The following is a 13,275-nucleotide window of genomic DNA, read 5'->3' as shown; positions in this document are numbered from 1 at the left end:
CTTCTAGTGAACTCTCGGGAACTCCGAGAAGTTGGCCAAGTTGTTCGCCAACTATATGAATGTTTTCCCCAGTTGGCTCGGTCTTGGAAACGTCCTCATATCAACCTTCCGCATCTGGCCGAAAGTTGTATGGTGACGGCGTGAGTCAGGAGATCGTCCCGGAGAGCGAGCTAACCGATCCGTTCGGCGATCCGCTCTCTCCCGACCACATCGCCGGTGTGCTGCGCGACCGCATACGCTCGGGAGAGCTGCCACCGCGCGCCAAGCTGCCCACGCAACGGGCGCTCGTGGAGGAGTTCCGGGTCAACCGGACCACCGTCAGACAGGCCCTGGCCGCGCTGGAGCGGGAGGGGTACATCGCCGCGCGCGGCCGGGGAGCGCCCGCCGTGGTGGCGCTGCCCGGGCAGGACAGCCCCCGGCCGGCCGGCGTCGAGGTGGCGGACCGGATCGCGGTGGCGTTCCAGTCCAAGGACATCTCGATCGACGCGTTCTGCCTCACCACCGAGACGCTCAACTCCGCGCTCGCCGGCCCCATGATCGCCATCTCCGCGGGCGAGTTGACGCCCCGGTCGATCACGGTGCGGGTGCTGCTGCCCAGCCCCGACGCGCCGCCCGCCTACCCGCGGCTGGTCTCCGACCCGGCCGACCAGCGCCCCCGCGCCCGGCTGCGCCAGCTGACGCGGACCTTCTCCACCTCGCTGCGCCACCAGCTGACCTCCCTCGCCGAGATGCGGCTGGTGCCGCAGGTGACGGTCGAGATCAGGGAGGTGCCGATCACCCCCGTGCAGAAGGTCTACCTCCTCAACGGCACCGAGGTGCTGACCGCCTACTACCAGGTGGTCTCCCGGGTGGTGGAGTACGAGCAGCAGCAGATGGAGATCTACGACGTGCTCGGGCTCAACTCGAAGGTCTTCCGCTCCACGGAGGACACGGCGTTTGTTGAAGAGTCACACCAGTGGTTCACGTCCCTCTGGTCAACGCTGGCACAACCGCTCACACTCGGTTAGATGAGGGGACTCGTAAGTAACGCACACTGTGTTCTCTTCGACTTCGACGGTCCCGTCTGCCAGCTCTTCGCGGTGCGCTCCGCCGAGTCGGTGGCCGTCAGGCTCCGGTCGCTCACCGACGAGTTGGCGGCCTCCGGGCTGCTGACCGCCGAGCTGCGGACGTCGTCGGACCCACACCGGGTGCTGCGGGGCATAGCCGGCAGGGGCCCGTCGGCCGCCGTGCTGAGCAGGCTGGAGGCGGCGCTCACCCAGGAGGAGGTCAGCGCCGCCGCCTCCGCCCGCCCCACGCCCTACGCCGCCGCGCTGATCGCGGCGCTCGCCTCGCGGGGCCGTCAGGTCGCCATCGCCACCAACAACTCGCCCCTGGCCGCCGGGCGTTACCTGGAGCGGCAGCAGCTCACCGGCTATGTCGGCGGCCGGGTCTACGGACGCACCGGGGACCTCGCGCTGCTGAAGCCGCACCCGGACTCGGTGCTGCGCGCGTTGGCCGGCACCGGGGCCGACCCGGCGCGTTCGCTGATGATCGGCGACAGCCTCGCCGACCACGCGGCGGCGACGGCCGCCGGGGTGCCGTTTCTCGGGTACGCGCTCGACGACGCCGGGGAGGACGCGTTTCGCGCGGCCGGCGCGCGGCACGTGGTGCGCTCCCTCCAGTGGGTACTGGCCGCCCTCGGTCAGGGCAACGGCCGTGCAGATGCACCCTTTTGAGCCATCAACAGTGGACTCCTCCCGGCGTACGGTATCGCTACCCGTAACGATCCCACTGCCGGAAAGCCACCATCATGAGCCAACCGTTGTCCGGGCAACTGCTCCGCGGGCACCACCGCGACTGGCAGGTGCTCCCCGCCGAGGGCCAAGACCACATCACCGGACGGATCAAGGCCGGGCGCAGCCGCCCCGGCGTCACCAGGTTCGACCCGCGCTGCTTCCTCGACGAGGAGGACGTCCTGATCGAACTCGCCTTACTGGGCGTGGAGCGCATCGCGCCCGTGTACCGGCTGGGGCCCGACGGCACCAGGGTGCACGGGTTCATCGAGGGCGTGCCGCTGTCCGCGCTCCGCCCGCCGGGAACGCCGCTCACCGGCGGCGAACTCGACCAACTGACCGCGCTCTTCGGCGAGCTGGCCCGGATACCGCCGGTCGCCATGGCGCTCGTCCACCGCTGCCCTGTCCCCGGCCGGCCGCGCACCAGCCGGGACTTCCTGCGCGGCCTCGTGGCGTTCACCCGTCAGCGGGTCTACGCACGTCACGGGCGACCGCTGGCCGGCCTGTTTCAGACCCTCGGCGTCGACCCCGACGTACTCAGCGTGACCAGTCCGCTGGCGCGGGGGGCGGCGCGAATGACCAACCGGCCGTTCTGCCTGCTCCACGGCGACCTGCACAGGGACAACCTGATCGTCGGGGAGAACGACGGCCAACTCTGGACCATCGACTGGGAGTTGGCGATGGTCGGCGATCCGGTCTACGACCTGGCGACCCATCTCCACCTCATGGACTACCCGGAGCGGCAGCAGCAGGCGATGACGCTGCGTTGGGCCGGCGCCGTCGAGGAACAGCTACCGGGCGCCGCCGAGGGCCTCCCCCGCGACCTGCCGCGCTATCTCGCCTACAAACGGGTGCAGTCGGTCTTCACCGACGTGATCCGGCAGGCCGTCGCCGTCCGCGAGGCGCCCGCCGGGCAGCTCGCGGAGCGGCTGGCGACGGCGGGCGCGATGGTCTCGCGGGCGCTGGCGAGGGCCGAACGCCCCCTGGGGCTGGGCAGGGTGCCCAGCCCCGGGGCCGTCGAGGGCGTCTACGCCGCGTTCAGCGCGGGGACCCCGATGCCGCCCGGTCCGCCTCGGGCGAAGCCCGATCCGGGGAAGGCGCGTCGTGGCGCTCCAGCTCCACCGCCGGCAGCAGCCGGGCGAGTGGCGCCGGCAGCCACCAGGCGTGCCGCCCGAGCAGCTGCATCGCCGCGGGAACGATCAGGCAGCGGATGATCACGGCGTCCACCAGGATCGCCACCGCCATCCCGAACCCCATCTGCTGGAGCATCCGGTCGGGGCTGAGAATGAACGCGCCGAAGACGGCCACCATGATCGCCCCGGCCGCGCTGATCACCGCCCCCGTGTGGGCCAACCCCTCGCGGACCGCGAGCCGGTGGTCGCCGTGGCGTTCCCACTCCTCGTGCATCCGCGCGACCAGGAAGATCTCGTAGTCCATGGAGAGCCCGAAGACGATCGCGAAGATCATCACCGGCAGGAACGCCTCGATCGGCCCCGGCTCGACGCCGAACCACCCCTCCTGGAAGACCAGCGTCATCGCGCCCAGCGCGGCGCCGATGCTCAGCAGGTTCAGCAGCGCCGCCTTCAACGGGATCCACACCGAACGGAAGACCGCCATCAGCAGCAGCACCGAGACCCCGACGACGATCGCCACGAAGAGCGGCATCCGCTCGGCGACCTTCTCCGAGTAGTCCATGGTGGCGGCGGTCGCGCCGCCCACCAGGTACTCCGCGCCGGTCTCCCCCTCGATACCGGGCAGCACGTCCTCGCGCAGCGCGTGGACCAGGTCGGAGGTCGCCACGTCCTGCGGCGACGTCTCGGGGAAGAGCACCAGCGTCGCGACGGCGCCGTCCCCCGTCGGCGCCGGCGGCGTCACCCCCGCGACGCCCTCGACGTCGGCGAGCCGCTCGGCGGCCACGCCGGCCGCCGCCTCGGCGCCGCCCTCACCGCCGTCGGTGATCACGACCAGCGGCCCGTTGAAGCCGGGACCGAACCCTTCCGACAGCAGGTCGTACGCCTCCCGACTCGTCGAGCCCACCGGGTCGTTGCCCGCGTCCGCCATGCCCATCCGCAGGTTGAGCGCCGGCGCGGCCAGCGCGCCCAGCGCGACCACCGCCACCGCCAGCGCCGCCAGCGGCCGGCGCTGCACCGCCGCGCCCAGCCGCCGCCAGGCGGCGCCCGGCGCGGGCCGGCCGCGCGCGGCGCGCTTCGCGGCGCGCGCCGTGAAGTGCCGCGCGAAACGCTTCCCGAACAACCCCAGCAGCGCCGGCAGCAGCGTCAACGAGGCCAGCATCGTGGCCAGCACCGTCAACGCCACGGAGAACGCGACGCCCTGGAGCGAGCCGAGCCCCAGCGCCACCAGCCCCAGCAGCGCCACGATCACCGTGCAGCCGGCGAAGAACACCGTCCGCCCCGCCGCGTCCAGCGCGGAGACCGTCGCCCGTTCCGGCGAGGACCCGGCGACCAGCTCGGCCCGGTACCGCGTGAAGATCAACAGCGCGTAGTCGATGCCCACGCCGAGGCCGACGAGCATCATCACGTAGACGGTGTAGTCGGCGACCGTGAACAGGTGCGAGGCCAACACGATCGCGCCCAGCGTCGAACCGACCGCGAACAGCGCGGTGATCACCGGCAGCCCGGCCGCCAGCACCGAGCCGAACATGAAGACGAGAATGACCAGCGCGGCCAGGATGCCGATGCCCTCGGCGGCGCCGCCCTCCCCCTCGGCCAGCTTGCGGGTGGCGTCCCCGCCGACCTCGACCCCCAGCCCGTCGCCGGCCGCGGCCTTCGCGGTCTCGACGATCTCCTCGACGTCCTCGGCCTCGATCTGCTCCGACGCCTCGACCAGGCCGACCGTCGCATAGCCGACGGTGCCGTCCCCGGCGACCGCACCCGGCTGCTCGTAGACGCTGACCACGCCGGTGACCTGCGGCAACGCCCCGACCTCGGTCAGCATCGGCTCGACGCGCTCGCGGACCTCCGCCCGTTCGATCCCCTCCTCGTCGTGGAGCACGATCGAGACGGAGTCGCCGCCCTGGTCGGAGCCGTGCGCCTCCAGCAGCTCCACCGCGCGCTGCGAGTCGGTGCCCGGCAGCGAGTAGTCCTCGCGGTAGTCGTCGCCCACGGCCGAGGCCAGCACCCAGACCCCGACCAGCACCAGCAGCCACAGCCCGACGGCGGCGGCCCGGTGGCGGAACGAGAACCCGGCGACGCGGGCGAAGACGCTGCCCCGGCCCCGCGGGGCCTCGGGACGGGGCGGTCGCGTTCCGCCCTGCGGTGTGGACGTCATGGCCTGGGACCCTCTCTCCTGCGGTCGTCGGCCCGACCACGCGTCGGGCCCTGGCACGCGGACGACGGTCGCCGCCCGGCGGTGGTGGCGGTCGTACGCGGGCCGCGCGGGCCGCGCATTCCGCGCGGCGTGCGCGGCGTGCGCCAGGCGCTGGGCGCCGGCTCCGGCGCCGGCGCGCGGATCAACGGCGCCAGTGGCGCAGTTGCAGCGCGGTCAGCACCAGCAGGCCCAGCAGCAGCGCGGGCACCAGCCAGGCCAGCACCCCCAGCGGCGCGGCCCGGCCGCCCAACGGCAGCTGCGAGCCGGCCAGCAGCGGCGGCACCGCCACCGTGACCGAGGTCAACGCGACCGAGGGCCAGGCGCCACGCGGCCCGACCAGCTGCCGCGCGCGTTGGAACGGCGCGCCCGTCGCGCGCAGCGCGGCGAAGCCGACGCCGTGCGCCAGCAGCAGACAGGCCAGCAGCGCCGCACTGAACAACCCGGTCGCCGGGCCGGCCGGCCGACTTCCCCCGCCGTCGACCAGCGAGGCCAGCGACCAGCCCCACCCGACGACGGCCAGCCAGCTCCCGGCGACCAGTGCGACATCCCGCCGGACGGCCAGCCGCCCCGCGCCCGGAGGCGTACGCAGCCCCCAGGCGCGCAGCAGCAGGCCGCCCACCAGCGGACCGAGGGTCGGCCACACTCCGTCCAGCTCCCCCACGACGGACGGAAAGCAGGCCGCCAACGCACTGCCCGTTGCGAGCAGCCACAGCGCCGCCAGCCGGGTCAACGGCGCGGTCGCGCGTCGCAGCGCGACGCGCTCGGCCGCGTTCCCGGCCAGCAGCGGCAGCAGCGTGCCCAACCCCAGCCCCGCGCCGCCGACCACGAAGTAGCCGACCGCGAAACAGCCCAACAGAAAGACGGCGAGCGGCTCCACGGCGGCCCTCCCCCCGCGCGACGGCGGCCCCCCGGATGACCGGCGGGCGGTGGCGTTGACTGGTCCTCGGTGTCACACGACAACGGTGGGCCCACGGTCACCTCCCCCGCGTCGCCCCCCGGAGGACACCGGCCCTACCGCGCGGGTGGCATCCGGCCTCCCGCCCGTACCCCACGGGTTGCGCGTGGCCGCGCCCGACAACCCACCTTGCCGGTGCCGCACCGTAGTCGTCCTCGCCCCGCCACGGATGCACCGCGCAGTTCCCCGCGCCCCCAAACAGGCCGCCCACGGCAGTGCAGGGGCGCGGGGAACTGCGCGAGCAACCCAACGCCGGGCTCACGCCGACAACCCACCCAAGCCACGCACGTGAATAGTCGACCAACCCCCGCCACCCAGCATTCGCGCAGTTCCCCGCGCCCCCAAGCAGGCCGTCACCTGCCGAGCGTGAACCCACACCTGACCGACCACGCCCACCACAACCAGGGGCGCGGGGAACTGCGCGAGCAACCGACCACCGGGCCGAGGACGACACCCCGCCCGGACCGGCAAGGTCAGTAGTCGCCTGGCCCCATGCCCCGGCAGGGGTTACGTCAGCCAGCCGGGGGTGATCATGCCCGTCTCGTAGGCGAGGATGACCAGTTGGGCACGGTCGCGGACGCCCAGTTTGGTCATCACCCGGCTGACATGCGTCTTCGCCGTCGCGGGGCTGAGCACCAGCCGGCGGGCGATCTCGTCGTTGGTGAGGCCGGCGCCGACCAGGCCCATGACCTCGCGTTCCCGCTCGGTCAGCGCGTTGAGCCGAGGGCTCGGGTCGGGCTGCCGCGCCCGGCCGGCGAACTCGGCGATCAGCCGGCGGGTCACCGTCGGCGAGATCAGCGCGTCGCCCCGCGCGCACACCCGGATCGCGCGCAGCAGCTCCATCGGCTCGGTGTCCTTCACCAGGAACCCGGAGGCCCCGGCGCGCAGCGCGCCGTACACGTAGTCGTCCACGTCGAACGTGGTGAGGATGACGACCCGCACCTCGGACAGGCGCGGGTCGGCGACGATCCGTTCGGTCGCCGCGAGGCCGTCCGTGCCGGGCATCCGGATGTCCATCAGCACCACGTCGGGCCGCAGGCTGGCGGCCAGTTCGACCGCCTCGGCCCCGTCGGCGGCCTCGCCCACGACCTCTATGTCGTCCTCGTCGGAGAGGATCGATCGGAACCCGGCCCGCACCAGCATCTGGTCGTCCGCGAGAACGACCCGCACTCGTCGGCCGTTCCGTTCTCCGGGGCGTGTCGCGGTCATGGCCAACAGGGTAGGCCGCGCCGCGCGTTGGGGCGTCACGCCGGGGCCGGCTCCGGCGCGTCCAGCGGCAGTCGGGCCCGCACGCGGAAGCCGCCGTCCGGCCCGTTGCCGGCGGTGAGGTCGCCGCCCAGCGCGCGGGCGCGCGCCGCCATGCCGAGGATGCCGCTGCCCTCGGCGCCCGGCTCCGCGCCGTGCCCGTCGTCGGTGACGGTCAGCCGCACCTCGTCCGCCTCGTACGCGACGCGCACCAGCGCGCGGGTCGCGCCCGCGTGGCGGGTGATGTTGGTGATCGACTCCTGCACGATGCGGTACGCGGCCAGCGAGATGTTCGGCGGCAGCACCGGCGCCTCTCCACGGGTCTCGACCGAGGTCGCCAGGCCGGTGCGGGCGGCGCGGTCGACCAGCTCGCCGAGGCGTTCCAGGCCGGCCGCCGGTTCCACCGGCACCTCCTCGTCGACCTGGCGCAGCACGCCGAGCGTGGCGCGCAGCTCCCGCAGCGCCTCCTTGCTGGTGTCGCGGACCAGCTCCAACGCGCCGACCAGCTCCTCCGTCTCCCCCGGCCGCTTGGCGGCGCGGTGCAGCGCGGCGGTGGAACGGACGTTGATCAACGAGATGTTGTGCCCCAGCACGTCGTGCAGCTCGCGGGCCAGCCGCAGCCGTTCGGCGGTCGCGGACTGCTGGGCGCGCAGGTCGCGTTCCCGTTCGGCGGCCAGCACCCGGGCCTCGGCCTCCCGTTGGTGCGCGTGCCGCAGCCGGACCGCGTGGCCGAGGACGATCAGGCTGAGGAACCAGCCGCCGAAGAGCATCATGGCCATGTTGTCCACATGGCGTTCCTCGGCGGTGAGGATCTCGCCCCAGGTGATGATCAGCATCGTGACGACGGCCAGTGCGATCGCTGCCGTCAACCGGCCGCCGCGCGCGACCGTGTAGAGGGCGACGATGTAGATCGCCAGCGCGGTCGGGCCGTCCACCGTGCTGATGAAGTAGTAGGCGATGGCGAGCAGCAGCACCAGCACGGCCACCTGCACCGGCCAGGTGTCCCGCACGGTCAGCAGCAGCACCCCGAGCGCCACGGCGAACCAGCCGACGACGGCCTCCAGCAGCCGTTCCTGCGCCGACGCGGCGGCGACGCCGACCATCACCGTCTCCACCAGCAGCGCGGCGAACGGGAGCAGCAGCAGGCGGTCCCAGTGGGTCGCCGACGCCAAACGGGCAAGCATGTCAGTCAGAGTACGTAGGCTGTGCCCAAACAGCACCATCGAGGAGGAAGACCCCATGACCGGCCCGGCACCGGAGAGCAACGAGCCCGCCCACGACCCCGAGGTGCTCCAGCTCGCGGCGAAGGTCTTCGACCTGGCCAGGGACGGGGACACGAACACCGTCGCCGCCTATGTGGACGCCGGCGTCCCGGTGAATCTGAGCAACGACAGGGGCGACACGCTGCTGATGCTGGCGGCGTACCACGGCCATGTCGCGACCGTCGAGGCGCTGCTGGAGCGCGGCGCGGACGCGGCCAGGGCCAACGACAAGGGGCAGACGCCGGTCGCCGGCGCCGTCTTCAAGAACGAGTCGGCGGTGGTGCGCACCCTGCTGGCGGCCGGGGCCGACCCGTCGGCCGGGCAGCCCTCGGCGATCGACACGGCGCGGATGTTCGGCCGGACGGAGCTGCTGCGGCTCTTCGGCGTGGACGACGAGGGCTGACGACGACGAGGGCTCACGAAGGGCTGACGACGACGGCGGGGGATGGTGACGGCGGGGGCTGACGCGCTCGCCGTTGCCGCGGGCACCGCCGTTGTCCGCGGGCACCGCTGTCGTCCGCGGGCACCGCTGTCGTCCGCGGGCACCGCTGTTGTCCGCGGGCACCGCCGCTGCGCGTCGGCGGGACCGTTGCCGCCGTTACCGCTGTGCCCGTTCCGGCAGGTCGTAGAGGCGGCGCGCGTTGCCCGCCGCGAGGAGCGCCGCCGCGCGGTCGGCGTCGCCGCGCGGCCAGCCGGGGCCGCGCAGCGCCTCGGCCAGCGCCCAGCGGAACTGCCGCGCCCCCACCAGATACAGCTCGGGCAGCCCGTAGGCGTCGGTGGAGAAGAGCAGCTTGCCGAACGGCGCCAGCTCCAGCGCCTCCGCCAGCACCGCCGGCGCCCGCCCGCCGACGTGGCTCAGGGTCAGCCCGAGGTCCGCGTACACGTGCGGGTGGACGGCCGCCAGGTGCGCGGCCTGCCGGTGGTACGGGTAGCAGTGCAGCAGCACCAGCGGGCAGCCGGTCGGGGCGACGGCCCGCACGAAGTCGGTGAGCAGCGCCGGGTCGGCGCGGTGCAGCCGCAGGTCGGTGTCGCCGAAGCCGGTGTGGAGTTGCAGCGGCAGCCCGGTCCCGACCGCCGACCAGAGCAGATGGCGCAGCAGCACCGGGTCGGCCAGCCGGCCGCCTGGCGGGCGGGTGCGCAGCCATCGTTCGGCCGCCGTCCACAGCTCGGCGCGGCTGGGCGCCGCCGGCTCCAGGTTCAGGCCGTGGCGGTAGGCGGCCACCGACTTGAACGCGACGCTGCCGGCCGCCGCCCCCGCGATCCGTTCGGCGACGCCGGCGAGGAAGGCGTCCGTCCCCCGGCCGGCGGCGTCGGCCGCGGCCTCGGCGAGCGGTTCGAGCCGGGCGACGCGGAACGCGGGCGCGCCGAAGGCGCCGGCCAGTTCGGCGCCGGTGCGCGGCGCGCCGGGCAGCGGCCCGTCGTCGACCAGCAGGGCGCCGATCCCGGCGGCGCGCAGCAGCAGCCGTTCGGCCTCGGCCGCGCCCAGCGCCCGGCGCGCGTCGAGATACGCCTCGGGGGGCGCGTACGCCGGAAGCCCGAGCGCCGGCGGGCACCAGCGGCGCACGGCCAGGCCGAGCGCGCTGTCGAAGTAGCTGGTGCCGGGCGCGGGCGGCGCGTCCGACTCGCTCAGCCACCGCGCGAACGGCCCCACGTCCGTGGGCACTTCGCGCAGCAGCCCGTGGCAGTGGTGGTCGACCAGCGGCGGCAGCCCGGGCCACGTCTCCCCAACGGCCGGCGGCACGTCCTCAGCAGCGGTCACGGGTCGCCTCCACCGGTCCCTCAGTAACGGTCACGGGTCGCCTCCACCAACTCCTCGGGTGTCGCCGAGGCGAACAGCTCCACCTCGGCCCGCCGCACCGCCAGCACCGCGCCCAGCAGTTCCTCCCCCATCGCCTCCCGCAGCACCGCCGACTCCGCCAGGTGCTCGATCGCGGCCGGCAGCTCCGCCGGCAGCCGCCGCAGCCCCGGCCGGCCCGTCGGGTCGCCGCTGACCGGCGGCGGCAGCGTCAACCCCTCGCGCAGCCCGGCCAGTCCCGCCGCGATCACCCCGCCCACCACCAGATACGGGTTGGCGGCGCCGTCGAACGACTTGACCTCCGCGTTCGCCCCGCCCAGGTCGTCCGGGGAACCGGCGACGAAACGCAGCGCCGCCTCCCGGTTCTCCAACCCCCAGCAGTGGTGGGCGCCGGCCCAACGGGAAGGCCGCAGCCGCAGATAGCTCGCCGGTGACGGCGCGCCCAGCGCCAACAGCGCCGGCAGCTCGCGGAACACGCCCCCCAGGAACGCCTCGCACTCCGCCGTCATGGAGAACGGGCCGTCGCCGCCCCGGCACAGGTTCTTGCCGTCCCGCCACGGGCTCAGATGCAGATGCCGCCCGTTGCCCAGCCCCTCCAGCCCCTCGGCGCCAGCGCCGGCCATCGGCGCGAACGACGCCGGCAGCCCGTGGCGCGCGGAGACCCCGCGCACCGTCTCGCGCACCAGCACCGCCAGGTCGGCGGCGGCGACCGGCCCCGCCGCGGCGACGGAGACCTCGAACTGGCCGACGGCGTACTCCGGGTGCACCTGGAGCGGCGCCACCCCCTGCGCGCCCAGCGCCTCGGTCAACTCCCGCAGATAGTCGGAGAGTTCGACCACCCGCGCCATCCCGTACGCGGGGCCGCTCCCCCGCGCGCCCGCGTCGACCACCCACTCGGTCTCGAACCCCATCAGCAGCTCGATCCCGAATTCCTCGAACGCCGCCTCCGCCTGCCGCCGCGCGAAGCTCCGCTGGCACCCCGGGTACGGCGCGCGGCTGGCCTGGAACCGGTCGACCGGCGCCCACGCCCACCCCGGCTGCGCGGCCAGCGTCGTCAACCGGTCCAGGTCCGGCACCAGCCGCAGGTCGCCGTCGGGGCCGCCGACCGCGGGGCTCTCGGTCATCGAGTCGTCGACCAGATAGACATCGAAGACGGGCGACATGCCGACCCCGTTCCGCACGGCGTCCTTCAGCCGCGCGGTCGGCACGGTCTTGACCCGGGTGATTCCGGCGTTGTCCACCCAGGTCAGGGCGACGCACCCGACCCCGGCAGAGGTGAGCCTGGCCATCGCCTGCTGCGTGTGATCCATGCCGGCACACCCTGCCGCCGCCGCACATACCACCGCAACCACGCCTTCACCCGACCGAGTGGCACCACTCCCCCCAAACCACCCGCGCCCGGGTCTCTCGGCGCGCCTCGGAGCACGCCGCCCTCACCGCGCCGCCCTCACAGCAACGCCCTCACAGCAACGCGGCGGCCTCGGCGAGCAGTTCGGTCTGCCGGTACCAGTCGCCCGCCGCGACGCTCAGCACCACCCGCCGCGCGCCGGCGCGCCGGACTCCGTCGACGCGCTCGGCGAGGGCGGCCGGGCCGCCGGTGACGACCATCCCGACGGCCTCGCGCGGCATCCCGAACACACCGTCCGGGTCGGTCACCCGCCTGACCAGCCCCTCGTGGTCGGGCCGCGCCGGGTCGCCCTCGACGGCCGCGATCACGCCACCCGTCACCTCGGGCACCGGCCGGCCGCGCGCGGCGGCCAGCTCGGCCAACCGGTCGACGCTCTCGGCCAGTTGGGCGTCGGACGTCGGCATAGCGAACCAGCCGTCGCCGTACGCGGCGGCGCGCGCCAGCGCGGCCTGGGCCATCCCGCCGACGATGATCGGCGGCACCACGGCGCCGGGTGCGAGCCGCACCGACTCGCCGCCGACCTGCGCCGGGCGGCCGGCGATCAGGTCGGGAAGCACGGCCAGCGCGGCGTCGGTCCGCCGCCCCCGTTCCCGGCTCGGCACGCCGGCCGCCGCCCAGGACGCGCGGTGGCGGTCGCCGCCGACACCGACGCCGAACAACACCCGTTCGCCCGAGACCTGTTGCAGCGCCGCCACCTGCTTCGCGGTCCAGACCGCCGGCCGCAGCGGCAGCACATGCACGCCGAACGCGATCCGTATCCGGCTGGTCACGGCCGCCGCCACGCTCAACGCGACCGTGCTCTCCAGCAGCGGGGCCCCGGTGCCGGCCACGAGCTGGTCGACCGCCCACACCGACTCCAGCCCCAACGCCTCGGCGTGCCGCGCCGCGGCGGCGACATCGGGCAGGGCCTCGCCGTGCTCCGTCATCGTCGGCAGAAACACGCCGATCTCCGGTGCTGCCATCCCCCCACTCCTTCCACGGGTGGTTCCGTTTGGTAACCGACCCCACGATGCGGCACCGTGAGAGGCGAGGGAAGAAGGCACTTCAGAGTTACCGAGGCACACCATGGACACCCACGGCCCGACCGACCCCACCGACCCCACCGACCCCACCGACCCCACCGACCCCACCGACACCGGCGGCGCCGGCCTGCCGCGCGTCGAAGAGACCCACAGCTGCGAGATCCGCGACCTGCTCGACCGGCTGGCCGACAAGTGGTCGCTGCTGGTCATCGAACTCCTCGGCGAGGGCACCCAACGCTTCACCCAACTGCGGCGCGCCATCGACGACATCAGCCAACGCATGCTGACCCTCACCCTGCGCCGCCTCGAACGCGACGGCCTCGTCCGCCGCACCGTCCACCCCGTCGTCCCGCCCCGCGTCGACTACGACCTGACCCCGCTCGGCCGCACCCTCCTGGACGTGATCACCCCGCTGGTCGCCTGGACCCGCCAACACCGCGACGAGATCGCCGCCGCCCGCACGGCCTACGACGCGCCGCGGCAGTGACC

11 protein-coding genes and 1 pseudogene are annotated in these 13,275 nt (G+C 74.1%); 5 read left to right on the top strand and 7 right to left on the bottom strand.

All coding sequences use genetic code 11. The features are described 5' to 3' along the window. The first annotated feature begins 140 nt into the window (after nucleotides 1–140). From FH715_RS17990 to FH715_RS29005, 3 genes and pseudogenes are all read left to right on the top strand, one after another. Nucleotides 141–1,007 carry a winged helix-turn-helix domain-containing protein gene (locus tag FH715_RS17990; RefSeq protein WP_170184758.1) on the top strand — a complete coding sequence of 289 codons (867 nt, stop codon included), beginning with the start codon at nucleotides 141–143 and terminating at the stop codon, nucleotides 1,005–1,007. Continuing rightward, the gene (locus FH715_RS17985; protein ID WP_139646531.1) at nucleotides 1,008–1,715 is read left to right on the top strand and encodes an HAD family hydrolase; all 708 of its coding nucleotides are present in this window, start codon (nucleotides 1,008–1,010) and stop codon (nucleotides 1,713–1,715) included. Between the two features lie 74 nt (nucleotides 1,716–1,789). Beyond that, nucleotides 1,790–2,521, top strand: a pseudogene (locus FH715_RS29005) (phosphotransferase family protein); the annotation flags it as partial. A gap of 289 nt (nucleotides 2,522–2,810) precedes the next feature. On the opposite strand, the gene FH715_RS17975 reads toward FH715_RS29005, so the two are convergent. The 4 genes from FH715_RS17975 to FH715_RS17960 all read right to left on the bottom strand — a co-directional run bounded on the left by FH715_RS17975 (nucleotide 2,811) and on the right by FH715_RS17960 (nucleotide 8,483). Beyond that, nucleotides 2,811–5,060 (bottom strand): MMPL family transporter, encoded by a 2,250-nt coding sequence (locus FH715_RS17975; RefSeq protein ID WP_139646527.1) that lies wholly within the window; start codon nucleotides 5,058–5,060, stop codon nucleotides 2,811–2,813. A 181-nt stretch (nucleotides 5,061–5,241) separates the two neighbouring features. Next, a complete protein-coding gene (locus FH715_RS17970; protein WP_139646525.1) occupies nucleotides 5,242–5,976 on the bottom strand; it encodes a cytochrome d ubiquinol oxidase subunit II in 735 nt (244 codons plus the stop codon). 585 nt (nucleotides 5,977–6,561) lie between these two features. Beyond that, nucleotides 6,562–7,263 (bottom strand): response regulator, encoded by a 702-nt coding sequence (locus FH715_RS17965; RefSeq protein ID WP_139646523.1) that lies wholly within the window; start codon nucleotides 7,261–7,263, stop codon nucleotides 6,562–6,564. Nucleotides 7,264–7,298: 35 nt separating this feature from the next. After that, nucleotides 7,299–8,483, bottom strand: a complete 1,185-nt coding sequence (locus FH715_RS17960; RefSeq protein ID WP_139646521.1) for a sensor histidine kinase — start codon at nucleotides 8,481–8,483, stop codon at nucleotides 7,299–7,301. Between the two features lie 55 nt (nucleotides 8,484–8,538). Between FH715_RS17960 and FH715_RS17955 the strand changes: the two genes are divergently transcribed. Further along, nucleotides 8,539–8,964, top strand: coding sequence for an ankyrin repeat domain-containing protein (locus FH715_RS17955; RefSeq protein WP_139646519.1), 426 nt, complete (start codon nucleotides 8,539–8,541; stop codon nucleotides 8,962–8,964). A 195-nt stretch (nucleotides 8,965–9,159) separates the two neighbouring features. Here the strand turns inward: FH715_RS17955 and FH715_RS17950 are convergent, their stop codons facing one another. From FH715_RS17950 to FH715_RS17940, 3 genes are all read right to left on the bottom strand, one after another. Further along, nucleotides 9,160–10,320 carry an amidohydrolase family protein gene (locus FH715_RS17950; RefSeq protein ID WP_246108822.1) on the bottom strand — a complete coding sequence of 387 codons (1,161 nt, stop codon included), beginning with the start codon at nucleotides 10,318–10,320 and terminating at the stop codon, nucleotides 9,160–9,162. 20 nt (nucleotides 10,321–10,340) lie between these two features. After that, on the bottom strand, nucleotides 10,341–11,666 hold the full coding sequence (locus FH715_RS17945) for a type I glutamate--ammonia ligase (RefSeq protein WP_139646516.1): 1,326 nt from the start codon (nucleotides 11,664–11,666) through the stop codon (nucleotides 10,341–10,343). Nucleotides 11,667–11,817: 151 nt separating this feature from the next. Then, a complete protein-coding gene (locus FH715_RS17940) occupies nucleotides 11,818–12,726 on the bottom strand; it encodes an LLM class flavin-dependent oxidoreductase (protein WP_139646514.1) in 909 nt (302 codons plus the stop codon). 103 nt (nucleotides 12,727–12,829) lie between these two features. On the opposite strand from FH715_RS17940, the gene FH715_RS17935 reads away from it, so the two are divergent. Continuing rightward, on the top strand, nucleotides 12,830–13,273 hold the full coding sequence (locus FH715_RS17935) for a winged helix-turn-helix transcriptional regulator (RefSeq protein WP_139646512.1): 444 nt from the start codon (nucleotides 12,830–12,832) through the stop codon (nucleotides 13,271–13,273). Nucleotides 13,274–13,275: the final 2 nt, after the last annotated feature.

The organism is Streptomyces sedi (assembly GCF_006335015.1).
In the GTDB taxonomy this organism is placed as follows: domain Bacteria; phylum Actinomycetota; class Actinomycetes; order Streptomycetales; family Streptomycetaceae; genus Streptomyces; species Streptomyces sedi.
Note: the sequence above shows the minus strand (reverse complement) of the source record. Positions and strands in the feature narration are given on the sequence as shown.

Bases quoted from the DNA above. Each gene is read 5' to 3' on its own strand.
- FH715_RS17985 (WP_139646531.1), top strand. From the start codon at position 1,008: ATGAGGGGACTCGTAAGTAACGCACACTGTGTTCTCTTCGACTTCGAC.
- FH715_RS17975 (WP_139646527.1), bottom strand. From the start codon at position 5,060: ATGACGTCCACACCGCAGGGCGGAACGCGACCGCCCCGTCCCGAGGCC.
- FH715_RS17965 (WP_139646523.1), bottom strand. From the start codon at position 7,263: ATGACCGCGACACGCCCCGGAGAACGGAACGGCCGACGAGTGCGGGTC.
- FH715_RS17960 (WP_139646521.1), bottom strand. From the start codon at position 8,483: ATGCTTGCCCGTTTGGCGTCGGCGACCCACTGGGACCGCCTGCTGCTG.
- FH715_RS17955 (WP_139646519.1), top strand. From the start codon at position 8,539: ATGACCGGCCCGGCACCGGAGAGCAACGAGCCCGCCCACGACCCCGAG.
- FH715_RS17945 (WP_139646516.1), bottom strand. From the start codon at position 11,666: ATGGATCACACGCAGCAGGCGATGGCCAGGCTCACCTCTGCCGGGGTC.
- FH715_RS17940 (WP_139646514.1), bottom strand. From the start codon at position 12,726: ATGGCAGCACCGGAGATCGGCGTGTTTCTGCCGACGATGACGGAGCAC.
- FH715_RS17935 (WP_139646512.1), top strand. From the start codon at position 12,830: ATGGACACCCACGGCCCGACCGACCCCACCGACCCCACCGACCCCACC.